Annotated in this window: 22 protein-coding genes; 9 read left to right on the top strand and 13 right to left on the bottom strand. The window is 55.6% G+C overall.

Annotated features, from left to right (window positions below):
• Positions 1-239: 239 nt before the first annotated feature.
• The 6 genes from G6L28_RS16450 to G6L28_RS16425 all read left to right on the top strand — a co-directional run bounded on the left by G6L28_RS16450 (position 240) and on the right by G6L28_RS16425 (position 8,987).
• The gene (locus G6L28_RS16450) at positions 240-1,343 is read left to right on the top strand and encodes an RHE_PE00001 family protein (RefSeq protein WP_174064901.1); all 1,104 of its coding nucleotides are present in this window, start codon (positions 240-242) and stop codon (positions 1,341-1,343) included.
• Between the two features lie 154 nt (positions 1,344-1,497).
• Positions 1,498-2,718: a hypothetical protein gene (locus tag G6L28_RS16445; protein ID WP_174064900.1), complete on the top strand. Its 1,221-nt coding sequence runs from the start codon at positions 1,498-1,500 to the stop codon at positions 2,716-2,718.
• 197 nt (positions 2,719-2,915) lie between these two features.
• Positions 2,916-4,652 (top strand): hypothetical protein, encoded by a 1,737-nt coding sequence (locus G6L28_RS16440; protein WP_174064899.1) that lies wholly within the window; start codon positions 2,916-2,918, stop codon positions 4,650-4,652.
• A complete protein-coding gene (locus tag G6L28_RS16435; protein WP_071207542.1) occupies positions 4,649-5,272 on the top strand; it encodes a hypothetical protein in 624 nt (207 codons plus the stop codon). The genes G6L28_RS16440 and G6L28_RS16435 overlap by 4 nt, the downstream gene beginning before the upstream one ends.
• Positions 5,269-7,701: an AAA family ATPase gene (locus G6L28_RS16430; protein WP_174064898.1), complete on the top strand. Its 2,433-nt coding sequence runs from the start codon at positions 5,269-5,271 to the stop codon at positions 7,699-7,701. The genes G6L28_RS16435 and G6L28_RS16430 overlap by 4 nt, the downstream gene beginning before the upstream one ends.
• 608 nt (positions 7,702-8,309) lie before the next feature.
• A complete protein-coding gene (locus tag G6L28_RS16425; protein ID WP_174064897.1) occupies positions 8,310-8,987 on the top strand; it encodes a hypothetical protein in 678 nt (225 codons plus the stop codon).
• A gap of 275 nt (positions 8,988-9,262) precedes the next feature.
• Here the strand turns inward: G6L28_RS16425 and G6L28_RS16420 are convergent, their stop codons facing one another.
• From G6L28_RS16420 to G6L28_RS16400, 5 genes are all read right to left on the bottom strand, one after another.
• Positions 9,263-10,297 (bottom strand): hypothetical protein, encoded by a 1,035-nt coding sequence (locus G6L28_RS16420; RefSeq protein WP_174064896.1) that lies wholly within the window; start codon positions 10,295-10,297, stop codon positions 9,263-9,265.
• 45 nt (positions 10,298-10,342) lie between these two features.
• Positions 10,343-10,810 carry a helix-turn-helix transcriptional regulator gene (locus tag G6L28_RS16415; protein WP_174064908.1) on the bottom strand — a complete coding sequence of 156 codons (468 nt, stop codon included), beginning with the start codon at positions 10,808-10,810 and terminating at the stop codon, positions 10,343-10,345.
• 236 nt (positions 10,811-11,046) lie between these two features.
• Positions 11,047-11,430 carry a hypothetical protein gene (locus G6L28_RS16410; RefSeq protein ID WP_174064895.1) on the bottom strand — a complete coding sequence of 128 codons (384 nt, stop codon included), beginning with the start codon at positions 11,428-11,430 and terminating at the stop codon, positions 11,047-11,049.
• The gene (locus tag G6L28_RS22905) at positions 11,427-11,897 is read right to left on the bottom strand and encodes a hypothetical protein (protein ID WP_234902610.1); all 471 of its coding nucleotides are present in this window, start codon (positions 11,895-11,897) and stop codon (positions 11,427-11,429) included. Before G6L28_RS22905 ends, G6L28_RS16410 begins: the two co-directional genes overlap by 4 nt.
• Positions 11,898-11,901: 4 nt before the next feature.
• Positions 11,902-12,603, bottom strand: a complete 702-nt coding sequence (locus tag G6L28_RS16400) for a ParA family protein (RefSeq protein ID WP_174064894.1) — start codon at positions 12,601-12,603, stop codon at positions 11,902-11,904.
• A 725-nt stretch (positions 12,604-13,328) separates the two neighbouring features.
• On the opposite strand from G6L28_RS16400, the gene G6L28_RS16395 reads away from it, so the two are divergent.
• The 3 genes from G6L28_RS16395 to G6L28_RS16385 are packed head-to-tail and all read left to right on the top strand — an operon-like array spanning position 13,329 to position 16,459.
• Positions 13,329-13,730, top strand: a complete 402-nt coding sequence (locus tag G6L28_RS16395; protein ID WP_174064893.1) for a plasmid mobilization protein — start codon at positions 13,329-13,331, stop codon at positions 13,728-13,730.
• Positions 13,731-13,732: 2 nt separating this feature from the next.
• On the top strand, positions 13,733-16,252 hold the full coding sequence (locus G6L28_RS16390; protein WP_174064892.1) for a relaxase/mobilization nuclease domain-containing protein: 2,520 nt from the start codon (positions 13,733-13,735) through the stop codon (positions 16,250-16,252).
• Between the two features lie 6 nt (positions 16,253-16,258).
• Entirely contained in the window at positions 16,259-16,459 is a 201-nt protein-coding gene (locus G6L28_RS16385) for a hypothetical protein (protein WP_174064891.1), read from the top strand.
• 60 nt (positions 16,460-16,519) lie between these two features.
• Here the strand turns inward: G6L28_RS16385 and G6L28_RS16380 are convergent, their stop codons facing one another.
• From G6L28_RS16380 to G6L28_RS16350, 8 genes are read right to left on the bottom strand one after another with little or no spacing between them, the layout of a single operon-like run.
• Entirely contained in the window at positions 16,520-18,622 is a 2,103-nt protein-coding gene (locus G6L28_RS16380; protein WP_174064890.1) for a type IV secretory system conjugative DNA transfer family protein, read from the bottom strand.
• Complete coding sequence (gene virB11, locus G6L28_RS16375) at positions 18,619-19,641, bottom strand: P-type DNA transfer ATPase VirB11 (protein ID WP_174064889.1); 1,023 nt, start codon at positions 19,639-19,641, stop codon at positions 18,619-18,621. The genes G6L28_RS16380 and virB11 overlap by 4 nt, the downstream gene beginning before the upstream one ends.
• On the bottom strand, positions 19,622-20,839 hold the full coding sequence (gene virB10, locus G6L28_RS16370) for a type IV secretion system protein VirB10 (protein ID WP_174064888.1): 1,218 nt from the start codon (positions 20,837-20,839) through the stop codon (positions 19,622-19,624). Before virB10 ends, virB11 begins: the two co-directional genes overlap by 20 nt.
• A complete protein-coding gene (locus tag G6L28_RS16365; RefSeq protein ID WP_174064887.1) occupies positions 20,839-21,648 on the bottom strand; it encodes a TrbG/VirB9 family P-type conjugative transfer protein in 810 nt (269 codons plus the stop codon). The genes virB10 and G6L28_RS16365 overlap by 1 nt, the downstream gene beginning before the upstream one ends.
• Positions 21,645-22,337, bottom strand: a complete 693-nt coding sequence (locus G6L28_RS16360) for a virB8 family protein (protein WP_132665713.1) — start codon at positions 22,335-22,337, stop codon at positions 21,645-21,647. Before G6L28_RS16360 ends, G6L28_RS16365 begins: the two co-directional genes overlap by 4 nt.
• Before the next feature lie 35 nt (positions 22,338-22,372).
• Positions 22,373-23,401: a type IV secretion system protein gene (locus G6L28_RS16355; protein WP_174010459.1), complete on the bottom strand. Its 1,029-nt coding sequence runs from the start codon at positions 23,399-23,401 to the stop codon at positions 22,373-22,375.
• Positions 23,402-23,413: 12 nt separating this feature from the next.
• Positions 23,414-23,641 (bottom strand): hypothetical protein, encoded by a 228-nt coding sequence (locus G6L28_RS23145; protein WP_229002349.1) that lies wholly within the window; start codon positions 23,639-23,641, stop codon positions 23,414-23,416.
• Entirely contained in the window at positions 23,634-24,332 is a 699-nt protein-coding gene (locus G6L28_RS16350; protein ID WP_132665710.1) for a type IV secretion system protein, read from the bottom strand. The genes G6L28_RS23145 and G6L28_RS16350 overlap by 8 nt, the downstream gene beginning before the upstream one ends.
• Positions 24,333-24,336: the final 4 nt, after the last annotated feature.

Raw genomic sequence — 24,336 nt, 5'->3', positions numbered from 1 at the left:
GATCGCTACGTCGCAGCGCTCTGTCCACCGAATTGGGGCGAAAAACCCCTGAAAATCGCCGGAAATGTGGGGAATCCGCCGAATTCGGACGGCCGACATACAGCGTCGGGGAGTCAAAATCTATCACTATCGATACTTGAGTACTATCGTTAGTGATAGTCCTTCCCGCAACTCACATCCTATGACGCTAGTAAATAAAGAAATTGCTTTCGTAACAGAGGTCGGTTATATTGAATTCAATGGCTTATGATATCGGCAAGATCGATCTGCGTGCGTTGATTCTGCCTGCCGCCCGGGCTGGCGAGGCTTTGGCACGCCTTGACGAGCGCATCGCCCGCTCGCCGATCCGCGACGGCTTTCTCGAACGGCAGAACTTTGCCGACGCCATCGCGTCCCTATGGATTGACGGCGAACTCGTCCACCTCGAGGACCTCGTCCTGCACGACGCCCGCCTGGACATCCGTACCCCAACCCACGAACTGACCATCGCACATTCCATCCTGCGCGCCCGCCGTCAGATTTTTGCGCATCCGGTCGACTGGGCGCTGAGTGCCGCCGGCATTGCCCGGCTAAGGGGCAGGGGAGGGGTCGGGCCCGCTCCGGCGCGGCCTGGTTTGGCGCACTCAGCCGACGCAGATGACGACGATCTTGCGCCCGACCACTGGGGTCATCAAGATGACTTTGCCGAGATCGACGCGGTGCTGGCACGTAGCACAGCGGTCCTCGACGGATCGGCCACCGTCCGTCCGACTGTCGAGCGCGACGAGCGCGATCCGCTGGTTTATGAGGCCGACTGGGACGAAGACGAGCGGCTCGATCAATGGCGCGGGGTCCTCAGCGAGACCGAAGGTCTCGCACCGGTGATGCGCGCTGCAATCCTGCTCGATGCGTGGAACGCGATCGAGGTGCTTCAGCATCGCGCTGAACTCGGCCGCCAGCTGGTTGCCTCGCTTCTGCGTCGCGACGGAACGACGTCGGCCCACGTGCCAGCGCTGAATATCGGGCTGCGCAGCGTAAGGCGGGAACAGCGTCATGCGGGAAGCCATATGACACGGATGATGGCGATGCTCGAGGCATTTACTGCAGCCGCCGAACTGGGGATGAAGGAGCATGACCGCATCCTCCTTGCCCGCCAGCAGCTGGAGCGACAAACATCCGGCAGGAGTGTGAATTCGAAGCTGTCGCGGCTGGTCGATTTGGTGGTGGGGAGGCCTGTCGTCTCCGCCAACCTGATCGCGCGTGAACTCGGGGTCACCGCGCAGGGCGCGCGGCATCTGGCGGCGCAGCTTTCGCTTCGGGAGATGACGGGGAGGGGGAGGTTTCGGGCATGGGGAATGCTGTAAGGGCAGTTTTTGCTATCGAGGCTGACTTGGTTCGCTGGCCCGCTCATAAAGAAGGAGATAAGGGTGGGATAGATCGTTAGGACGCAGCGATGTAAGCTTGCACGCGGTGGATGTGGAACTGTCTGATGCCATGCAAGTAGGGGAAACGGAGAAAATGGACCGCGAGCTGTTGGTATTTGTTGATGAAACGACGTGGCCCGCAGCACCTGGCTTGCCTGCCATTCCGGCTTCTTTTGGCACCGGTGCCCAAACGTTCGACGTGAACATTCCAGCGCTCTTGCTTACAATTGGCTACCTGACAACTCCTTCTCATGCTTCCGGTGTGTCGCTCAGTGAGTTTTGGGCCTGGGTGCGTTATCTTCACGCCGTTGCTGACGCACCCGATCTTCGCTTGACGCCCGCGTTTTTCGAACTCGACGCGCATCAGAAAACAATCCTGAGCGATGATTTCGGAATGGGCGCACCGATATACTGGCTTATGGATCGACTACAGCTGGGGCCGATCGCCGACGGGCGATATTTTATAGATCGTGTCGCTGCCTCGGTTGGCGCGACCGCTACAAAGCCGAAAAAGCGAGGACCAGGGAAATCCCCTGATTTCGTCGCGCAGGACACGAGTGGTATCTGGCACATTATCGAGTGCAAAGGAACTCAGACAGGCAATGGCTACCGCGAGCAGCAATTGGGCGCGCTAGGTCCGCCACCGACCGGCGCGATAGCACAGAAGCGGACGATCACTTTCCCACCCGGCTATTCCGGCCAACGCCTGGCCTGCGGTCTCCAGATCGGTGTGCAAGGCGGCGCGCATGGCAGCAGCCTAAGGATTATAGATCCGCCAGGAGAGGAGAAATTCGCGGTTGACGAGGACGAAATGATCTACGCGAACGACGCCATCATCAGAGCCGCAAGTGCCAAGTCTTTGCGACTTGCTGGGTTCGGTGCCAGTTCGGCAGCGATGTCGGCGCCATCAGGTGCGACTCCTCGGTCGCGTCCGACCTCAGGACGCTACGAGCGCATGCGCCGCGAAACTGTTGACGATAAAAAGGCACGCGCTGAGGACGAGTTGAAGAACAGGCGGGACCGGGCTGCTTTCACCGCTGACAAGCGGCGTTACCTTGGTCGACAAATGGACTTTGATCTTCCGGCGCCGATTACGGTCGGAAAAAGCACCTTCCGTTCCGTTCGGGTCCGATATGGCGTTTCACTCGACTTTCTGGGGGAACTGTCCAACCATCCGTTGGTTGAGGATCCTATTCAGGAGGTCGACGGTGATCTCGCGGCCGCGAAAGAACGCACTATCACAGATGCAGCAGGCAAAGGTGCTCGGATGCACGTTGGCGGAGCCTTCGTCTCAGAAATCAATCTGCGTTCTTGAGGTCGGCCTGACCTGTCGTCACGGCTTTTTCGATCGTGGTAGGGAAGGCTTAAGCATCCGTCCATTTTCACGGCACGTTGTGTCTCTCCATTCTTCGGATCGCGATCAAATAGATGGTGGCCGGGACTAGGTTCCGTGATACATCTTCCGCGTGTTAAATATGGTCTGCCTTGGACCCTGAAGGACGCGTGAAATTAATGCCAACTGCGACAGATATTAGCGTACTGGAAGTCGTTGAGAAGTTCGATACTGCTCCGTTTCAAGTCGTCGCGAATGCGGTGGCGAACGGTGAATTCTCGTTTTGGGTGGGGTCTGGCATTTCGCGCAATGCCCCAAGTTTAGGCGGCCTGATCGACCGTGCGATCGAGTTTATTCGTATCAGAGCAATGAACGCAGCCACCGAAAGCGTCTTCATGCCGGTCCTTGAAGAAGTTCTGGTACTTGCTCGCGTGGAGAAATCAGCGGTTGCTGCCAACCTCGGCGTCCCCTTCGTGGACTGGCCCCTAAGCGACGCCATTCGCGATGAGTTGTGGACGAAATATTCTGAGCTTCTCGATATACGCGTTCAGGATGAAGAGGCCGACTACGTCCTGTGGGATGCGGTCGGCATCAGGGAGGCTTTTACAGCTCCGCCCCTTCCAGATGCTCCACATGTCTGCATCGGAGTCCTGATTATGGAGGGCGCCGTGAGATCCATCGCCTCGGGCAACTGGGACGGGTTCATCGAGGCTGCGGTCGATCGTCTAACTGGTGGCGCCCCAGGAATCTTGCAAGTTGTCGTAGATCCTGATCACCTCAGGGACCCTGCGGCCAGAGCAAGACTGCTCAAATTTCATGGCTGTATCGTCCATGCAGATCAGCAACCAGCCCTTTACCGAAAGTTTTTGACCGGCAGTCACACTCAGATCGTCAATTGGCCCCACAACCCTGACTTCGCTGCGATCCGCAGCGCGGTCACCGAGCTGGCGAGCAATTCGAAGTCGCTGGTACTTGGACTTTCAATTCAGGATGCCAATCTTCAAGGTGTTTTTTCTGCCGCATCACACGTGCATCCCTGGCCTTGGCCTTGTAGTCCGGCGGCCCAGGCCCATGTCTTTTGCGAAGACCACATCAAGCCAGGTCAGCGGTCGGTGCTGCGTATCGTTTATGGCGCCAATTATAATCCAAACATCGCGGCGATCGAACAGAGTGCTCATTTGCGCGCCTGGGGTGAACAGGTCCTCATCGCTTTGGTCTTCAATGTCATTGAAAAGAAGCTTTGCTTGCTCATGGAGCTGTGGCTGGCGGAGATCGGCAAAACAGGCTTCGCGTCTCGGCTCGGGAGCGTCTTGAGAAACGCGCGCAACCTAGGCGCCTCCCACGCCGTAGATAACAGGACCGACTTCGTTTACCGGGCGATTTCTTTATGGTCGAGAGCGCTGTCGCTCTATAGAAACGGGGCGCTGCAGGATGGGCCAGACACCTATCAAGAGCTGAGCGCCTCCACTCCCCTCCAGCTTTCTACGGATCAGAACGCCAAAGCGGCTGGTCTTGGCCGACTTGGTGCGGCCATCGGCCTTCTGCAGTCCGGCCACGAAGATGGACGATGGAGTATCAGCGCTCCCCGGAGTCTAAATCTCGTGGACGGGTCAATGACCAAAACCTCGGTATGGGCGGGAGCGGAGCCCCGACCCCTCTTTCTCGTTAAGAGCGTAACCGAGGCCATCAACTTGGAAAAGAATGGGGCCTTCGCTGGCGACAAGGCGATCGTCCTTCATGGCGACGACACCTACCAACGGGTGTTCGCTGGCGGAACGACCGCACGTCGGCCTCGCGGCGCCCCGGGGCGGACGGGTCGCTCCAGTACTCGACACGTGAGCATATCCCACCTCGTCGAGACGAGTGTAGATGCAGATGATTTGATCCACCGCTTCAGCAGCGAGGTTGCCCTGTGACACGATCGCCGCTCATCAGTGCCATTGCAGGTCGGCTCGCGCTAGCTGGATATAGTGAGGTGCTCACGCCGTTGAAAGTTGCCGCGGTCAGCTTTGATTTTACCGCAGCGTTTCGCGGGCGTGACGGCCGATCGCTTGATCTTGTACTTCTTGTCGACACCACCACCGGTGACTTCGGGGATAATAGCGCGGGTCGAGTGCGAAATCGGCTGGAGGCGCTAAGCCGAGCACTCGACGTGACGGGTTCGCGATTTGTTGTTACAGTTATTCTGGCCGGAGCTGCGCTGGTCGGCGATGTCGAGGCGATAGCAGAAACATGCAGGGTTTTGGTCGTCGAAACGCTTCCACAAGCCAGTAGCGGTGCGCTAGAGCCGGCGGCCATGCGGCAGCTGGAGGATCGTATCCGCGTTCTGCTTCCACTGGAAATACCTCCTCGAGCAGACGGTGACGGCTCGGAAAGAGGAGCCATTGAAGTATTGATGAAGTCGTTGCCGCCTACCACCGACACCAATCTTATTGACCGCGTCGTCGAAGCGTCAGCAAGAGGGGAGGAGACTGTGATAGCAGCGCTGTCCGAAGTGATCGGTCAGGCGATGATTATCGAGAGGAACGACAAATGAGCGAACCGATACTCAGCAGCATTGACGTCGTCAATTTCAGGAGTATCCGCGGTCGTATTTTCGCGCCCCTTGATGCACAGGTCGTTCTGATTCACGGCGAGAATGGCGCCGGAAAAACCAGCTTGCTTTCGGCGATCGAGTTGGCCCTGACGGGTGGCGTGCAGTTTCTACGCAGGGCGGATCCTGTGTACGATGCACAGTTGCTTCACCGGGGCTCAAAGGCCGGGAGCGTGGAGGTCAAAACTTCTCTGCCACACGTAGGCGACTTCAAACAACAATTCAGTTCAGCTGGGATTTCAATCGGTCGGACGCTTGATCATGCTACGGCCGGTTTCTTCGCTGAACGCGCATACTTGCCGCAGTCCTACCTCGGCCAGTTGCTGCAAATCTACCAGGAGTCGGCGTCCGATGCGAATTCGCCGTTGGCGAAATTCGTCGGCAGCCTCCTGGGATTGGACCAGCTGGACGCCCTTGAAGCCGGCCTCACACCATTAACGGACCTGCGTAACGTCCGCAAATATATCGAGGGCTGGTCAGATGTGGAGCTTGAAAAAAAGCAACTGGATGGCTTGATCAAGACGCAGAAACAGACCCAAACGCAAGTTCAAGCTTCGTTCAACAAATCGATAGCATCACTGACATCTGCTCTCGAGGGTCTCAACATTGCGATCGTCCCCACGGCGGAAACCCTCGATGCGGTTGAAGACATCCTGGCCGGTAGTGTCGAAGAAGGACTTGGCACTTACGCGGATCGGCGTCGAGAACTTGCTGCGATCCTGTCGGAGCCGCAAACCGCTTCGGAAAGCGGTTTGAGCACAACCGAGGCAAGTCTTGCTGCAAAACAAAACAGGGCCATCGAAGAATATAAGGCTTGGCAAGCGACATACGCCGCTCGCTTCCAGTCAATTCAGAATTCCTTGGCAACCCTGATTCCTGATGTGTCGCTTCCGTCGGCGATGGACGAATACGCCACCAGGGTGCAGACTATTCTCTCAAGCATGCTCTTAACCGCTTCTCAGCAAGTTCTTGAAAGCAGGCGCGACGTTCGGCGTCTGAGTGACGCCGAAGACGAACTTGCGGGCGCGTCTGAAAGGCTTGAAGCAATCGAGACGGAAATGGCGCAGTTCGCACGTGACTCCGGAGAGCTCTCAAAGGCTTTGGCCGAAATAAGTTCATTTGTTGCGGATACCGAAATCTGCCCCGTTTGCGAACGCGATTTCAGCGAGCTCGCCCAGGGAAGTCTTTCAAATCACGTGCATAGCAGAGTTCGCAGCTTGTCCGATTCGGCGGAGCGGCTGCTGACGCTCGGTCGCGCAAGATCCGAAGCCCAGCGACTGGTCGATGATTTGGCTGATGAGGTCTCTTCTCTCACTCTTCGCGTTATTGATGCTGAAGAGCTTGCTGGCTTGGAAAAGCAAGTCGCCAGGGTTCAGGATGTGCTTGGTGAGCTACAAACTCTGTCGCCGATCCTGATAGACGGGGCCAGTCTAGCGGCGGCCGATATCGCAGCCAGGCGCGAGTTTTCTGCCGAACAGGTCCGCAACCGTAGCCGGTTTGCCCTAAGACAAACACTCGCTGACTTTGCCACTTCTATTGGACAGCCTGTTCCGACCGAAGACGAGACGATTGAAGCTGCCGCAACCCGACTACAGCAGGTGCTTGTCAATGCGCAGGCCAAAGCGAATGGACTTGAGGACCTGCGGCAACAAGCCCGGAGAGCTTTGGAGGACGCTCAACTACATCGGTTGGCGTTGACCGAGGTGGATGTGGCTATTAACAACTATCAGCAGCAGTCCGATGCAGTCGAGGCAGCTTTGCAACGTGGGCAGCGGCTGCGCGAACAAGGTCAGACAATTCGAAGCCTTGTAGATACGGTAAGATCGGGAATTATCCGACGAGAGTTTAACGATCGTTTGAACAAGCTCTGGCGAGACCTGTTCGTCCGGCTAGCGCCAAGTGAGCCGTTTGTACCCGCATTCCGTATCCCACCATCATCAACTCAGCGGCTGCAGCCCAAACTGATTACTGAGCACCGGGACGGTGGTGATGCGGGCGGCACTCCAGGAGCGATGCTCAGTGCTGGGAATCTCAACACAGCTGCTTTAACGCTCTTCATCGCCCTTCATCTTTCTGTCCCCGCTCAGTTTCCCTGCCTGATCCTCGATGATCCGGTCCAATCGATGGATGATGTGCACATCGCTCATTTTGCATCGCTGCTGCGAACTTTGTCGAAGGAGCACGGACGACAGGTGATGATCGCGGTTCATGATCGGCAACTCTTTGATTATCTCAAGCTTGAGCTTAGTCCGGCCTATCCGGGAGATAGTCTTCTCACCCTCGAATTAACACGTGGAAATCGTCGCGATACAAATTGCCACCCCGAGCGCTTCTCGTTCAGGGACGAAGATGTGCTTTTCGCGGCGGCTTAAGCTGATCTGGCACAGGCCACGCGGAACGCGTGGGTTTAAAGGGCTAATCTCGCTCAGCAACGCTGCCGGTTGTTTATAACGTCCTCACTGCCACCTCCCGCTAATTTGCTATGTGGCCAATCTGGGTGGGACTTTTCCTCATTTTTCCCCTGTTGGGGGGATAGCTGTCGGCGTGGCAAGCCAGCACAGTTGGCTTTGAAAAGTGTTGGGTAGCGCCGGGCTAAGAAGGGGGAAGAACAAGATTAGTGCGAAATCGTTAGCCAAAGCCGCCAACTGGGCAACAGGTCGATCGATCCACGAGGCACTTGCAAGCCGTGTGCCGAACTAATCAGTCGCATGCTGCCAAAAATTCGATGGGAATGTCGTATCAAGAAATGTGAACTTTCCACCGCTCCCATCAAATCATTCCATAGGCTGTGTTCACGGAGAGTATTGCACGCGGGGTTACCCGTACCAATTTAATAACATTAAGCGCGCTGGGTCGCCGAGGAGGACTAAGAGATGGTACGTAAGAAGGACCTCATTATCGTCATCGCATGATGACAGGACGCCGCCACCCAAAGTGGCGGCGTTTCTATTTCGATGTCCAACGTCAGGGGAGAGCTGATTTGAAGCGCGTGGCCATAGAACTCTTTCTGATGGTTCTAAGTGCAGTCGTCGGAGCTTATTGCAGCCAGTTTGTTTTCCCTGCCTGGTGGGCTAGGCTCGATCACTCGCTCTATGAGAACTACAAGCTCAACGTGTTCGGTGAGCAATTTGTCCTGTTCGTGGACCCTAGAACGGTCGACAATCCAGACGATGTGAACAACGGCTCGAAGGTTTCGATCTACAGGTCGTTCTGCGGGTGGTCGTCCTCCTATTGCCTTCTCCAGCGAATGAAGATGCAGCCTGACGTCCCGATTAACATTTGGGAATTTGCGGACGGTGACCGAGACGTTGTGGAAGTCCACATCGGCGAGATGGCATCAATCCTGACAGCGGTGTCGATGAATTCGAAGACGAGGAGCGTCGGGCTCTATCACTTGGATACGCCGCAAAAGGCTGGCTACGTCGGCACTGGCTACAGTTGCCACTTCTTGGAGGGAAGCACCACCAAGGAGATGTCTGAGTACTACGTTTACTGGGGAAGCGTAGACGGCCTCGTCTCCGACCCGGCGACTGGTACCAACGAGCGCGGCGAAAAGGTGTACATGGGCCTGGATAAGACTATCGTCGATTTGCTCACGACCTACCGCAACGACAAGGCCCGCACAGGGAGAACCATCGCCGCGCCGACAGCGTGCTAACCGAAGGACGACAGCCCCGTTGGTGGTGAAGGCGAGATGGCACCATCTCGATGCTTTACCGGGCTACGTCCGCAAAGGGCGCCAACAGCCAACAGCAGACGTCAGCCGCTTGTTCGTCCTCAAAAAGTCCACGGTAGAAGCTCCTCAATTCGGCTCTGCTTGTGGCCGTTGACAACGGTGAAAGCAACCTCTCTATGAAGAGGTAGACCTTGTTTCTCGATTGGGGTGGCTCCGCCACATCCGCGACCATTCCCGACAGCTGTTTGGCTCCCGTGTTAGAGGACTGAGCTGCGCGTTCCTAATCGCTCTATCGCTCTTTTGGCGAGTTCCGCCATCAGTCCATTCCAGTTAGGCATAGCTTTGTCGCTGTTGAAAAACGAGGCCGACGATAGGGTGAAACCGTAGCTAAATTTGCCGTGGACTATGGAGTTTCTGAATGAATAGACAGCGTCTGCAAGGTGGCCGGACGTCGTGTTTTGAATTAGTCCGGATGCTTTGGCCTTTGACAACAGCTCGTCGTCTGCAAGACTAGCTATCAGCTTGAACACGGCTCCTTTTTCATCCTTGACCACTACTTCAAGTACTCTCTTTGAGAAGTCCTGGTCGTTGATACTGCGATCGTGCCGGAGACGGCTTAGTTCGTTTTCGTGGGTTAAAAACGAGTAGTATTCTATAACGCGGTAGAAGTAGATACATGCAGCCGTGCGGTCCGCCTGAGCAAGGCCGGAGAAATAGAACCGAAGCGGCTCAAGATCCCGGACAATGGGCGCGACAACGTGGATAGCTTCATTGAGAACAGGCTGATCGTCGGACTCATCCCAGTCGTCGAAGGGGTAAGGGTTCAGCACCTCACCATACTCATGCGCATACAAAAGCAATGCATTGAGCACGGCCGCTTCAAAATCCTCCTGCTTTGCTCCAAATAATCTTAATGTCCATATCTCGGACCAGTCGCCGTGGTATTTAGATCTGTGAGATTCAAATAGAGTTGCTGCAAGTGGCGTTGCCCGGCCAAATGTAGCCTCAATGCGACCCGTCACGAAGGCAGCAGCGATCTCGTTTCGGACAGAAACGAAAAATTCGTGAAATTGGCCGACCGAATAGCCAATCTGATTATGGGCGACCATAACGCCAGCGTTAAGTGCAACGGTGTCGGCGATGGAAGGGAATAGTCGATGTTCGGGGTACAGGATGTCGACGCTTACGAGCGGCCACCGAATACGGGTGTTTTTCCCGTCCGTGCTGTAGGTAAATCTGGGATCGTCTTCGGGAGAGGCTGGCGGATCAAAATCAAAAGGAATGTGTGGCATTCGGCCTCCCGCCGTGTCTGCATTACCGGTGACGCACCCCTGAGGTTACGACCGGTCCTCTGGGGTCATCCGTGCGATAATCCCGATAAGGTTTCGCACAGCTTCTTGCGGGAGCCTTCGCGTCAGGTGAGAGAGCTCAAGGTGATCATTCGCTTCTTCTGGCGTTCGTCCATATAGATGAGGTGCAACTGCAAACAGCATGTCGATTGGTTGGAAACCAAGAAGTTCGCAGAGGTGGATCATCCGCGTAACCGTCATCCGCGAAAACGCGCGCTCGTATCGACCGTACACGGCTGTCGAGAGACCGACCATAGAAGCAAATTCTTCTCTGGTGAGCTTTTCGTCTTCGCGAGCTTTGCGCAGGAACGCAGCAAGTCTCTCGTCCATCTCGTTGAAACTCACGATACCTTCGAACCCTGGTCGGCGATATAATGGGCGGTCCACCTCTTCATCAGCGGTCTCAACGAGGCCCTTTGAACTCTTATATTTGACTAGGTCCCGCGTTTCCGACATCACCCTCAACCTCCCACAACTCTGCTTTCTGAGCGGTATAATGAACCAAGTGAACGAGTTGGGTATCGCTCACTTCCAAGAATCAACAGATCGCTTTTTGTATCAATTTGGGGGTAAAGATAACAATGGGCGACAAGTTGCAAAGTTAGCCAATTTGGCGGAGATGACAGTCGAATATTTACAGTGCCAACCGACGCAATATAGCGTCATTTCGAGAATATCCAGCTATTTAGCTTTCATCGAAACTGGAGGTCATTTGTCATCTTTGCCTCGAAAACACCTTCCAATGCGGTATCATCTTCGATCCATCCAAATTTTGCAGTCATCTCGCAGGCGATAGAGTTTCCAGGTATGCTAATACAGTTTGTAACGAGAACTGACGACTGAGCGACAAAGTTTTTTATATCCCATTTGGATACGGGAAACACCTGCTCCTTGGCCGCTTGATCCGGGGGTCGGTCACCCTTATCGGTTACATTCTTCTCATTCAGCATTTGCACCAAAATGGAGATTTTCAATCGGGGAAGGTCAATACCGACTGACTCCGCTCGCGGGGCAAAAACAACTCCCTGCGCTCCGCCCAATGCAAAGCCACAAAGGAATTTGGGATCGAGGATCAATACCCGTTGTCCCGCAAGTATTGGTCTATAGCCGTCTTGATGATAACCGTCATTTTGATTTCATTCTCGACTGCCGCTCGGGCGAGCCGTTGTTTGGTATCGAAGTCTAGAGGGCAATTTACGAAGTGCTTGCTTTCCCTCGCTTTGGACTGTTTTAGGTCCTGTAAGCGCAGTCTCGACGCCTCTTGGCGCAGAGCTCGTGTTGTGGTCCGCACCCGGCGAACGTCCTCATCGGCGGAAATCAGCGTCCCGCCTTGTTGGTTCGGACTTGCTTTGCCGTCGGCTTTAGGGGCGGGAGCGCTCGCGTTCGTGTCCGTCGGCTCTATGTGCGCGGCGTTCTCGTGAACCACGATCTCAGGAGCAGCCGGATCGGCCTGCGGAGACGCAGGCTGGCCGACTTGTGGCTCCTGGCGCGGCTTGCGAGGCGCAACCGCGAAATCTGTTACGCTAGTATCGCGCTTAACCATCGCATTAACCCCTTGCGTTCGTGTGGAGATAGCCTTCGACTTCGTGCTTGAATGCTAGAGCTTCTACGCGGGCCTTTTTCACGGGTTCCGTTAGTTCGAGCATCTGCAGTGTTCCATAGCCAGTTCGAATCTCTCGATAAGGATTCCGTTCAACAAGTTCGGTTTCGAGCAGGTGCGAATTGTAGCCGCCCTCTTGCAGGTTGGCGACAAACGGACGAATCAGACGATACTCTTCAAGGGCCCGGTTCGGCATGCTAATCCGCGTCCTGTATATGAGGTGTGGAATCTGTCGCCCTACCTGATCGCTCATTTCGGCAACGTCGTTGGCGGCTTGTCCTGCGGCCACGATCTCATCCTGCGCTGGTTGAATTGGCGTAACTACCACGTGAGAACCCGCAATAATCGTATCTCTCGTAACGGTGTCCTGGCCGGGAGAGTCCATGATCACTACGTCATAGTTTGCGGCCTCCTGTTCGAGGATTTGCCGAATGCCAGCGTCCTGAGCCGCCGTAACAAGCGTTATGCCGTCCGGTTGATAGTTCTTATCGGTCGACCGCTGGAACCACGTCGAGAGATTTTGCCGACTATCCGCATCAATGAGCAGGACGGTTTTGCCTTCGAGAGCAAATTCCCCGGCCAGCAGGATGACAGCAGTCGTTTTTCCTGCGCCGCCTTTACCGCTCACTGCGGACATACAAATGGTCATCGCTATTCCTTTGTCGTCCCAAAGATATTTCCCAGCCTCTAAAAACTTGGAGCGCACCCCTGCGTCGAAATCTTGCTTACGCTCCTCTCATCCGGTGAGCCTACATCGGGACGCAGGGATGTTGAGACCTAAACAACGGCAGCGAAACAACGGTGCCATCCCACGAGGGAAGGTGATCCACGAACGCATCGTGTGAAAATAAGGTGCTGCAACACGGTTCGTCAATACATTGGTTAAGATCGAAACAACGTTATGACAACACGACACGAACACACGACACGTATTTACCTAGTGGCTGGCGCGGTGTTTGCCCACCGTCGTAGATCAGCGATTGGATAAGACACATTGCAAGACCTTACGGCTCGTTCGTGTGGCGGCGTCGCGTGTTCAATCCGAGTGGTGAACCCCGGAGCCGCGTGATGGCCGACTTTGGTAGGCGCACGGAAGCTGCAAGGGCGTAGAGCGAAGCGTTCCTTGCGGGTGAGTACGGCTGCCATACCAAGGGCTTCTTAGCGGTGTTGGCGGTGAACCCTGGTGAGCGTTTTAATGCTTTGAAGCCGATGCGTAAGCGTCGGAATCAGTGGGAGAAGAGATGGGTGAAATGGGTCAATATTTTTCAGTGCTTAAGGGTGGCAGGATACGCAAAAATGTTTTACATTTTGAGCGCTACTATCGAGTGACTGGCCCTCGATGCCTTCGCTTTGCTCTGGAAAGGCCTGCGGCTGATGAGTGAAAACAGTTTGGTGACGTCTGCGACTAAAGCCCGCAAAGACCGGCTCGTAAACGTGCGCGTTACGGATACCGAACATGAAAAAATCGAGGAGGCAGCCATAGCAGCTGATATGAGCGTGTCGGCATTTTTCCGTTCGCTTCTGCTTGAGGGCGCAGGCGTTCGGCCGATATTGACGCGTGATGACCGGCTTATCATGGCGGCTTTGCTGGAAGATATGCGCAAGATCGGCGTGAACTTGAACCAGGTCGCGCGAGCCTTGAACAGCGGTAAGGCCGTTCATCCGAGCGAACTGGATATAAATCTCGCCAACGTTCAGTCCATTCAGGCTGCTGTAATGCTTGAGCTTCGATCGCTTTCAAGGCGTGCTGGCTATCAGCGGCGTGGGGAGGAATAGCATTGGAGTTCTTCTTCGGAGCGTTCACAAGCGAATGGGAGCAGAAGCGCGCGGCGCTTCTGCACGAAATGTCACTTGGGGGAAAGGCTCAGCAATCCGAAGAAAACCTCTTCAAGTACGTTCATCAGATAAAGGAAATTAAGCGCGGGGGAGGCGGACCCAAGGCTAAGCCTATGCGGATGCCGCGCATGCAGTTTCCCCGGATCTCCATGCCTTCTGGTACTGCGGCGGCTTCCAGCCGTCCGATGGAGGCGCGTCTTACTAGCGTCGCGAAGGGAGGTCAGCCAGCTGTTGTGAAAATGGCCTCCTATGGCGGCGGTGCACGCGTTGGATCTATGCTCAACTACGTCTCGCGTGGCGGTGAGTTGAAGGTAGAGAATGAAAACGGCGAGAAACTGGAAGGCCGTGAAGATCTTGCTCGTGTTCGGGGCGACTGGAACCATCTCTTTCAGAACCGGACCGAGAGCCGTGATATCGGAAGCTTCTCGGTTGAGGTCGCGGCGAGTGCGGATGGAGGGGATTTGCACCGGCGGGTGCGAGATATCCTTTCGAGCGGTTTTGGCGACCGCCGGTATGCTTATGCCATCGCAGAGCGCGGTGATGGCTCATTGACGATTGATGGCCTTGTCGTTTTACGCAGCGGGCAGGGTGAGAGGCTTACAGCCGACGCCAAGGCCGCCGGGATCGTACAGCAACGTTTTGACGCTAGCGCCGTCGCAGGTCAGGGCGCTGCAAGGTTTTCTTTCGGCGGCTATGGAAACGGTGTCGAATACGGCACCACTAAGGTTCGGGAGCTTATCGAGGACAGTGCAGAGGTTCGGGACGATCGCGGTCGCTTAATAGCAGACGGTAAGGCGGCCGGGGATCTCGTTCAAAAAGAATGGCGCGAAGAGCTTCATAGCCGCAAAAGCCGTGATTTGATGCATGTCATCATGTCGGCCCGTGCCGGAACCGATGCGGGAGCCTTTGAAGGCGCTGTTCGAGATTTCCTCGCTGACCAGTTTGCTGGACATCGGTACGTCTTTGCGATGCACGACCCAGAAACTGACACCAAGGAAGCAGGGGAGGGGGGCAAGCGTCCGCATGTCCATGCTCATGCTATCGTCACGATGCGATCAGAAGCCGGGGACCGCATCGAGACAACGCCGGCAACCTTCCGCCAATGGCGTGAAGTGATGGCCGAGAAGGCGCGCGATCACGGCATCAATATGGAAATGACAGATCGACGGGAGTTTGCCTCAGCGCCTGCGTATACGCGTAACCAGGTCAGGGCCGTAAACCGCGACGGTAGGACCGAGCACGTTGGAACAAGTGAGCCCGCTCAGGCTCGTTACGATGCCAAGCGATCAGGGCGACGCACTGTCGCGTCAAGTGATCGCAGCCGGCAGTACACGGTCAAGGCTCAGGAGACGTGGCAAAAGATAGCTGCTGTTTCCGGTGATAGGCGGACTGTAGCATTTGCAGCTGAACATCGTGATGTCATTGAGACCGGGCTCAGAGAGCTCGAATCTGCAAACAACTCAACAGTCGTTCACTCGGATTTCGGCGGCGATTTCCGTACAAATATGATATCATTGCAGAAGATGCTTTTGGAGGTAGAGGACATGCGCGAGCAGACACGCCAGGAGTTTGAATCATACGAAAAGACTGTCGAAACGGCTCTGTTCAGACTTGAGCGAAGCGCTGGACCCGATGACAGGGCCGGTTTCGATGAGGTTGCAACTACGGCCCGCGAAATTGTGAATCTCCGCCGTGAAATGCTCGAGCTCACCGAGCGCGCTGGTGACAGACAGATTGGCAACGACGCCGATCGGGAACCGCCTGCTGACGCCACGGACCAGCGTGGGGGAGCAGAGGAACGAGGTGAAGCCATCGCCACGGACGCTGTCCGCGATGACGCCCAACGCCTCGCCAACGAGGCTGACGAGGTCAGCAAGAAGTGGGATGAGGCTGTCGCCAAGCATGGCGAAGCCGTTGTTGAGGCTGGCAATGACGCGATGATCGATGTCGAGCATTTCAGAGAAGGTATCGCGCTGGTACAATCGGGCGAGTTTTCTGAAGAAGACCTCGAAATGTACGAGACCGGGCTTAGGTCAGCGCTTCGGCGTACCGCCGAGCTCGCGGCCGACGGAAACGCCTACCTTCGCGATGTCGCTATCGAGGATCCAGAGCTTCGCAGCGAAGTCGAAAAAATCGACCGCGAAGACGGTCGGTCAGACGAAAGCACGACCAACAAAACCGTTTCCACGTCTGATGTTCCTGACGATCGTCAGCGCGACCTTCAGCTTGATGCGGAAGAGGAGCAGGGCCAACTTCCAAACGAGCGCGAGGCGCACGAGCTGGCCGATACGATCGAGGCTACAAACAAGCAGCAAGATCGTGTAAAAGAAGAGCGTGAGGGACAGAAAGCAGGGGAAACCACGCGAACGGACCCTGCGCAGCAGCACGTGCCTCGTCTTGAAGAACTTGAGCGCGAGCAAAACGAACAGAGGGACCGCGATCGAGACGATCGTGAGCGGTAATAGGCCATGACAGAGCGATACGTGATTCAGACTGAGAACAGAAAGTCAGACGAAGCCGTAGGAAAAGGCCTCGTTGCGATTTTTGCGCTTATTGCTGTTCTTGCTGCTGTCAGTTTCGCGTATCAGACGGCTGTAGGATGGTACGAGGCGGCTGCGATCTGGCTCGCAGAGGCGGGCCAATACCTTGCAGGCTTCTGGCCGTTCTAGGCCTTCTAGTAAGTAGGTTCTACCGGCCCTGAGAGCGAAACTCTTAGGGCCGTTTCATATTCAGGCTGTCTCTGGGTCTGGAACAGTTGCAGCGAAAACGTCCATGATATTCTTTCGCTTAGTCGGGTTCTTTCCGACGCTGTTTTTATCGACCTGTTCGCGAAGCCTTTGTGCTGCAAGGGAATGCAGTGCTTCAATCTCTTCTCGCCGTGCAACCTCATCCGACGCTGCGCTACTGCGCTTCCGCGCGGCTTTGGGGCGGGCTGCGGGCGTGGTTTTGGCTTTCGAGGTCAATGCTGCCGGGTTGACGGTACGCTTGGTCGGAGTGGCGGCCGGCGATGTTACTTCCGCTGGCTCCGGTGCCTCCGCTGCAGGAACGTGCTTTTCCGGCTCTTTTTGAGCGGGAACGGCTTCCGGGGTGTTCGTTTGGGCTGCAGCAGAAGGCTCAGCTGCCGGCGCTGCGTTTCCGGCATTCTTATATTCTGCAGTCGTCGCCGGGACCGGCTTCGATGGAAGGTACTCGATATCCGGGACACTCGGGATGTGAGCCTGGGCATAGGCTTCAGCTGCCTTGAATGGCTGGGTGTTGAAGAACCGGAGCTTTTCGGCAAAGATTGGACGCTGGCCCTCTACCAACAGGATCATTCTGTTTTCCGGCATTTGCCGGACTTCCTGGGACATCATGAGGTCCCGCTCGCGAATTTGCTCGACCTTCGTCCGCCGTGGAAGTCCCATGATTTCGATTGTGCGAGACTCCGACGAGTAGCGAATGGTCCTCTTGCCGAGAGCTCGTGACGCATAGTCGGCCGTCGCCTGATCATTTGCACCAAGGATCAACTGGTAGCCGCAATTCCCCAAGAGTGAGTGCCGCGAGGTTTCTCCATATATCTCATCGAGGTTTTTCAGGTCCTGGATAATGAAAGCGAGCTTGATTTTGTAACCGGCCACGTAAGGCAGCTTCGTCATGATCTCGTCCATGCGTTTCAGCTGGCGAAACTCATCGAGAAGGAAATAGACGGGGACGGAGTTTGGATCATGTTCGAGTGTGAGAATATCCATGACCTGCTGGACAAACAGGGTCAGCAAGGGCCTGAGAAGCGTGATGTCAGTGATGTTCGGAGCGAGATAGATTGTTATAGGCCGCCGCTTCATGGATCGAAGGTCCATGTCCGTGAAGTTCGTTGCGGCGACAACACGTTCGTTCTTGAAAGGTCGCATAGCCTTCTGGATATCGAGAAGGGCTGATGCAGCGGCTCGATCAGACAGGGAAAGATATGAGTTGAAACTCTCGACGGTAAATTTCGAGAGGTAGGGCTCTTTCTCCTTGATGTGCTTCATCAAGGCCTGGAGATCCACGCCGCTGTTGAAGAAGGAGTTGATTTCGCCGAGATTGCGACGGTCCCTGTAGAAGGGGCTTTCGAGAATGTAGCTTATAGCGCCGGCGAGAACCTGCTGCGCGGTGGCTTGCCATACCGAATTCTCAGACTCCGTGTTCTCCGGAACAAGAATGCTGGCAATGTTCTGAATGTCGGTGGTTCGATTGCCCCGTTCCGGTCGCACAAAATCGAGAGGATTATAGCTGTTCGTGCGCTCGGAGCCCGGTGCAAAAATGAAAACCTGGCTGCCATTCTTCTTCCGATAGCCGGCCGTCGCCTTGAAGACCTCTCCCTTTAGGTCGGTAACGATCATCGAGCCTTCATGCATGAGAGCATTCGGAATGACGTAACCGGCACCTTTACCGGACCTTGTCGGCCCGATGATCAGGTGATGGCGATCGTCCTGCGCCCGGAGGACCTTGCCTCCAAAACGACCGAAAATGTGCCCCTTTTTGCCGAACCATTTGCCTGTCCGCAAACCCGCGACATCCTGAAAGGCGGCATCACCCAACGGGCTCGTGACGGGTTTCAAACCAAGATATGCGGTGATCGCGGCAATCACGAAGGCCGGCACAAGTGATCCCAGAGCAACCTTCTGCAGGGAAGGGCTGTCGCTGTACGCCCAGAACTGTTGGATTGGAGCAAAGGGATTGCTTCGTATCGTCGTGTCAAGGATTCGGCCGTCGCCGTAAAAGAGATGCAGGCCAGCGCCATAGCCGAGCATCCAGACCGCGAACCCAATCGCGAGGCAGAATCCAAGGTAGACGACTTTGAAGCCTTTCGTCATGCTTCATCTCTTGCAAAGAAAATCTCCGAAACGCCGCGCTTTCCCCCTTCACGGCGGAGCTGGACGACGATCGGGATCACCATTTGAATGTAGGACATCAAGTCCTGCTTCGAGTAGCCAGCCGACATGCCGGATTGCTGCATCATCATGGCAAGCTGCTCATATGCCCCCATGGGGGTGTCCGCATGAACTGTGGACATGCTGCCCGGATGACCGGTGTTGATGGCACGCAGGAAAGAGAAAGCTTCAGCGCCTCTGATCTCCCCCACGAAAAGGCGGTCAGGACGCATGCGCAGTGCCGACTCGAGCAAGTTTTGAATGGTCACATTGGCAGTGCCCTGTGCCCCCTTTGACGCAATCAGGTGAACCGCGTTCTTCTGGGGTGGAAACAGCTCCCGCGTGTCTTCGAGTGTCAGGATGCGCTCATTCAAGTCAACCGAGTTGAGTAAAGCATTGAGGAAGGTCGTTTTGCCCGAAGACGTACCGCCGCTGATGAGGATCGATACCCGCTTTGTGATCGCGGTATGGATGAAGTCGTAGATCTTCTCTTCACGCAAATATCGGATGAGCTCGCGATCGACGTCGCTCAATCCCCCGACGGCAACCGACACCTTATCCAGCGATCCGTTATCCCTGTAGTCTTCGAGGGAGAAGTTTTGGACGACCTGCTTTCGGATCGTAATGGATCCTCCGTCAGGAGCTGCGGGGGGTAAAACGACCTGAATGCGCTCACCAGTCGGCAACGCCGCGCTCAGGATTGGATTGGCCTGATTCAAGAACTGCTTTGTTGAGGCGGCGACGCGCTCCCCGATGTTCTCAATCTCTTGCGCGGTAAGAGCATCGATACGATGATGCTCCATATGATCTGCGCCAAACCGTTCCACGTATACGTGGCCCGGCTTGTTTATCGCGATTTCGACAACCTTTGGGTCATCAAGAAACGGCCTGATGGGCTCCAACGAACGGGTCAGAAAATAGTGGGGATCATGAACCAGTGGATTACCTGCCGGTGCGTTCACGTTTGATCTCCTTCATCGCTTCTGTAACCGGATCGTCGTACATGTCGCTGAAATCGAGGTCTTGGCGCACGAAGATGAAGATGCGTTCGCCCTGTGGGACGCTGATCGTTGGAGGGATACGAAGATTTTCCGAAAGCACGGTGTTTGCCATGTCGCTAAACGTCTGTGCGATCGTCTCGCGAGCGAGATCCGCCCCACGCTGCGCATCGTCGTTGTTGGAACCTGAACTCTGTTCGCTTCCATATCCCGTCAGATAGCTTGCGCCGCCACCAACGATCGAGAGAAGGATAGACGCGCCGAAGCGTTCCCGGAACTTGTTATCAACGTGACCTGTCAATCCAGATCTACCGAGGCTATCGGCTCCGATGGAGTTCAGCCTCACGCTGGCACCATCGTCACGGATCAGGCGTGTCCACACGACGAAAATACGCTTCTGTCCACGCGTAACCTCCGACTGGTATTCGCCGATCAGGCGGGTGCCTGTAGGAATGATCACGCGCCGACCGTCGAACGAGTAGACATCCTGGGAGGTGATAGCGCGGATCTGCCCGGGAAGATCGCTGACGATCGCTGTTTCCAGAATTCCTGGAATGAGCGTGCCCTCTGGTACTAAAGCGTCGAGGCGCTTCAACTGTCGGGCCTTGGCGCTACGATCGCCGATCGCGCTCGCGGACGAGAGATACTGGCTATTCTTGTCCTCGCCGGCAACCGTCAATGGCGGGCCGCCTGCCGATCCGTCCAGCGATCCGCTCGCATTGCCCCCCAGATTCTGGTCCATAGTAACCAGCTTTGACCGGAAGCGCTCGGGAAACTCCTCGACTTTAGGCACCTCAACAGTGGGAGGCGGGGCCACTGGTGGCGGTGGCACGTTGAACGTTGTCGTATCAGCTGGCGGTTCGGGTGGCGGCGGGGGAGGCGGAGGTGGCGGTAGGACGACGACTGGCTGCTCCGGAGCGGGTTGCGGCTCCCCATCGCGTACGAAGCCGGGCGGCCGGAACGTTGTGGTCCGAAACTCCTCATCCGACTGAGAATTATCCCGCGGCTCATCTTTCGAGGTCGCAAGGACCATGTATGCAGCGATAACACCGAAAATCACCAGAGCAGCCATGCCTGCCGTCTGGTTTCGTTTCGCGTTCTTGTTGCTGACATCCGTTTCGTCAGCTTGCGCCATAGCTTCAAGTTCGGGGCTGCGCTTCATTAGTTGCCGCTCCTTCTGCGCTTACTCGCGTCCGGATCAGGTTTCGGGGCCATGATGTCGGGGTCAGGGGCCGCAAAATCGGGCTTGCGAAGATTGAAAATGCAGGTCCATTGGTTGCCGTCTCTCAGCGTGTATTGTGTCGCCGTGCCATCAACGACGATATATTCGCCTTCCTTTCTGAAATTCCGAAGGGTCTCAGAGAAGTCAGACTGGACCGCAAAAATAGCAGGTACGCGTCCTTTGAACTTGAAGAACGTCTTCTTCCCATCATCGAAGACCATCGACGGCTTCAAAGCGGAGTCACCCGAGAATGAGTAGTCGATGTTGACGTTTGCCTTGTCGATATTGCTGATGTTTGGATTTGCTGCTCGAAACTCTGCCTCTTTCCGCAGAGATGCGTTCAAATCCTTCTCCGGATATACGAAACGGATACCGAAGACCTTCCGTTCGTCTGTCGGCGCGTAGTCATTCAGCTCCAAGAAGTAGATCCGCTTGGATGTCACGACATTCATGTTCGTAGAAACACCTTTCGCAATTGGTTTTACGAATAGGATGTTGCCTTTCTCAGACGGTGCGACCTGCCAGCTATCGGTGTCGCCAAGCGAGATCGTCTCGAACTTTTCATCTTCATCAAAAATGATCATCGTTGAGATGCCGTAGGTCGCAGAGACCTTCACCACGTTATTCGGCTGGTAGACAACACTCGTAACGCGTGAATCCAACGTGCCGGGTCTAGGCTGCTGTGCGCCGAAGGCGTGACTCATCGTCACGGCCATGAAGACCGCAGTGACAAATAGTCTGACTTTCATCCTGCTGCTCCCGGCGTAACCGTTTCCTGATCGCGTCGGTAGTTGTAGACTTGGAAGCCAAGCGGGTTTTCAAAACGCCAATCGTTGCGCTCCGGCGTATCCGTGTATCGGAAGCGGACCACAGAGATGTAGTGCCGTGTGATATTATCGCTCTCAGAGCTTTCGGTGGTCGAGAAGCGGACCAGCGCGGTGCTAGCGTTCGAGAACGTGACCGACTTAACGTCCACGGTAATTTTCTTGTTCCTGCCCAAGCGCCTGCCTGGGTTGTTCGGATTGGCCGCGCTCCATTCGTCTTGGAGCTCCTTAGCGGCGTCTGCCGTTGAAAGGAGGGCGGCAATTCCGAAGTTTTGCTGTATCGCAAACGGGTCATAACCCTCGCGCGAGCGGATGTAACGGACCACATTGGCCTGAGTAACGGCCTGCTGGTCAGTGAGGTTTGCAGAGCGCGTGAGCCCGGTCTTAACCTCAATGTAGCCGGTGTTTTTGTCGACCTCGACGATGTAAGGTTCGAAACTCTTGAGCGGCACCAACATCACCAATGTCCCGAGCGACATAAGGGTGATGGCGCTCATTATCATGGCAACGAACCAAGCAAATGTCCTTGAGCGATTTGCCTTCTTTACGATCTCCTGTTCCCATTTATCGCCATCTTGAAAATAGCTCCTGAGAGCTTCGTTTGAATCTGCCATGGTCTAGCCCTTAAACCCCTCTGAACAGCCTGCGTTTAGCGCGGCACGCTGTTGCTACTGATGCGATTTTGCATCGCACTCGCACTTGCATTTCGAATATTTTCCCGCATGCCGGCTTGTGTCCGCTCGCGTGCCTCCATGCCGAGTCGGCCAGCTGTGCCGGAGGCACTACGCGCGCCGGTTAGCATTGCAGCTGGAGCACTGAAGCCTGTCAGGCCCCCGACAGTTCGCGCCACTTGACCGATTCCGGCCGCGACGCCGCCCGTGATCCCCTGAGCAAGCGTCTGAATGTTGAAGAGGACAAAGGCACCGGCAGCACACAAAAGAAGGAAAGCGGCGACATCATCAAGTTGAAGCCTGCGCTGGTCGGCCGCCGCAGTGACCTTCGTCAACTCTGGATCCATCGCGGAGATCAGGAACGCAGCAACCACGTAAACGAATAACGGAATGAGCGCGTACATCAGCACACTTTGGAACCATGCCATTCCGTAGCTTCGGGTGGATTGAAACAACAAACATGCAATGAAAATCGGCGCGGTTCCTAGCAGCACCCACATCATGACTTTAGCGAGCAGAAGGATCGCGAGAGCGACGGCAATAAACACGCCGACGAAAAACATGATGAGGAAACCGACCATTGCCGGGAGAACGGAAAAATATCCGGCCTGCTCGGCAAAGGCCCCCGCCGCTTTGTTGGCCGTTTCCCAGATCATTGACAGGCCGTTCGTCGGCTCCGTGATGCCTGTGTTGCTCACAGCTAGAATGGCGCGGCCAACATCTTCCGGCGTATCGCTCAGCCAGGTGTAGAAGAATGTGTTGAAGTTACCCCATGAGTTTATGAAAGCAACGATTAGCGTCATCCTGACCACGCGGCTGATGACCTCGCCGACACTGACCCGAGCCGTCCCCATGATCAGTTGAAGACCGTAGTAGGCGACGTAGGCGATCAGTAGCACGGTTAGAAGCGGCGCGACTTCGCTGCCAACTACCCCATAGGCGCTTTGCGTGAAGCTAGCGCCTGTCTGTTCAATCCGATCCAAAAGCCCACCGAGGAAATCCTCCATCGCCCAACGCCCCTATTCAGTTGCTAATGTGTCGATGGCCGCGAGAGCGGCTGATGGATCACCGTTGACGTTCGTCATCGGGCCACAGTCGTGACGCGGATCCTCAACGAAAGACGTCATGTTGGCCGGTCTTTTGCAGGGTGCTGTTTTCTCTTTCGCAGCCGTTCCACAGCCGGCAAGCCCGGCCGTGAACGTCGCAATTAGAAGCACTTTTCCAGCTGTTTCGAATGCCTTAATCACCGTAGGTCATCGCCTTTTTCGAGTTCGACATATCGACAAGACGCTGCTGATTTTGGGCATTAAGCGACTGAACGGTGCCATTCATGACGCCAATCATTTCGTTCAGCACCAGCCCCGACTGAACTTGGAGCTGCGTGTTCTGATCGATCGAGCCCTTGATATCCTCAGCCTTGCCGATCTGCTGACCCGCTTGCTGGAAGGATTGCGTACGCTGCTGCACAGCCTGATTTGATCCAGTCACCAGAGCAGCTACGCCAAGGACCGTATTCATCACTTCCTCATACGACTTATCGCCTGAGAACGTGCTATCGGCCTTTCCCGAAAGGTTTTTCACCAGCTGCAGCCCGTTGATGAATGTGGAGGCTACTTTGCCGATATCGCCGCCCATGCTTCCGAAATTCGGTACGCCACCGCTCATCAAGCTGTCGAAGGACGGCATCTGGGAAACACTGAAGCCATTGCCGATAGCAAGGTTCTGCATAGGGCTTTGCACGCTTCCACGGTCACCCGTTACGGCTTTAAGTGTTTCTTCGACCGTCTTAAGAACCTCTTTGTTGGTATCGAGGATGTCGGTCGTTGTTTTCGATGTTTCCTGAGCAACCTTCAGGTTAGCATTGTCGATTGTGGGGACCTGAGCGTACGCTGTCGAAGCTAGAGCCAGCGAAAACGCCGTTGCGATCGTCTTTTTCATGGCA

The organism is Agrobacterium larrymoorei (genome assembly GCF_013322225.1).
Taxonomy (GTDB): domain Bacteria; phylum Pseudomonadota; class Alphaproteobacteria; order Rhizobiales; family Rhizobiaceae; genus Agrobacterium; species Agrobacterium larrymoorei_A.
The sequence above is the reverse complement of the archived record's forward strand: the minus strand, read 5'-3'. Positions and strand labels throughout refer to the sequence as shown.

Excerpts from the sequence above, each read along its gene's own strand:
- G6L28_RS16450 (WP_174064901.1), top strand. The coding sequence starts at position 240 with ATGGCTTATGATATCGGCAAGATCGATCTGCGTGCGTTGATTCTGCCT.
- G6L28_RS16445 (WP_174064900.1), top strand. The coding sequence starts at position 1,498 with ATGGACCGCGAGCTGTTGGTATTTGTTGATGAAACGACGTGGCCCGCA.
- G6L28_RS16440 (WP_174064899.1), top strand. The coding sequence starts at position 2,916 with ATGCCAACTGCGACAGATATTAGCGTACTGGAAGTCGTTGAGAAGTTC.
- G6L28_RS16430 (WP_174064898.1), top strand. The coding sequence starts at position 5,269 with ATGAGCGAACCGATACTCAGCAGCATTGACGTCGTCAATTTCAGGAGT.
- G6L28_RS16420 (WP_174064896.1), bottom strand. The coding sequence starts at position 10,297 with ATGCCACACATTCCTTTTGATTTTGATCCGCCAGCCTCTCCCGAAGAC.
- G6L28_RS16415 (WP_174064908.1), bottom strand. The coding sequence starts at position 10,810 with ATGTCGGAAACGCGGGACCTAGTCAAATATAAGAGTTCAAAGGGCCTC.
- G6L28_RS22905 (WP_234902610.1), bottom strand. The coding sequence starts at position 11,897 with ATGGTTAAGCGCGATACTAGCGTAACAGATTTCGCGGTTGCGCCTCGC.
- G6L28_RS16400 (WP_174064894.1), bottom strand. The coding sequence starts at position 12,603 with ATGACCATTTGTATGTCCGCAGTGAGCGGTAAAGGCGGCGCAGGAAAA.
- G6L28_RS16395 (WP_174064893.1), top strand. The coding sequence starts at position 13,329 with ATGAGTGAAAACAGTTTGGTGACGTCTGCGACTAAAGCCCGCAAAGAC.
- G6L28_RS16385 (WP_174064891.1), top strand. The coding sequence starts at position 16,259 with ATGACAGAGCGATACGTGATTCAGACTGAGAACAGAAAGTCAGACGAA.
- G6L28_RS16380 (WP_174064890.1), bottom strand. The coding sequence starts at position 18,622 with ATGACGAAAGGCTTCAAAGTCGTCTACCTTGGATTCTGCCTCGCGATT.
- virB10 (WP_174064888.1), bottom strand. The coding sequence starts at position 20,839 with ATGAAGCGCAGCCCCGAACTTGAAGCTATGGCGCAAGCTGACGAAACG.
- G6L28_RS16365 (WP_174064887.1), bottom strand. The coding sequence starts at position 21,648 with ATGAAAGTCAGACTATTTGTCACTGCGGTCTTCATGGCCGTGACGATG.
- G6L28_RS16360 (WP_132665713.1), bottom strand. The coding sequence starts at position 22,337 with ATGGCAGATTCAAACGAAGCTCTCAGGAGCTATTTTCAAGATGGCGAT.
- G6L28_RS16355 (WP_174010459.1), bottom strand. The coding sequence starts at position 23,401 with ATGGAGGATTTCCTCGGTGGGCTTTTGGATCGGATTGAACAGACAGGC.
- G6L28_RS16350 (WP_132665710.1), bottom strand. The coding sequence starts at position 24,332 with ATGAAAAAGACGATCGCAACGGCGTTTTCGCTGGCTCTAGCTTCGACA.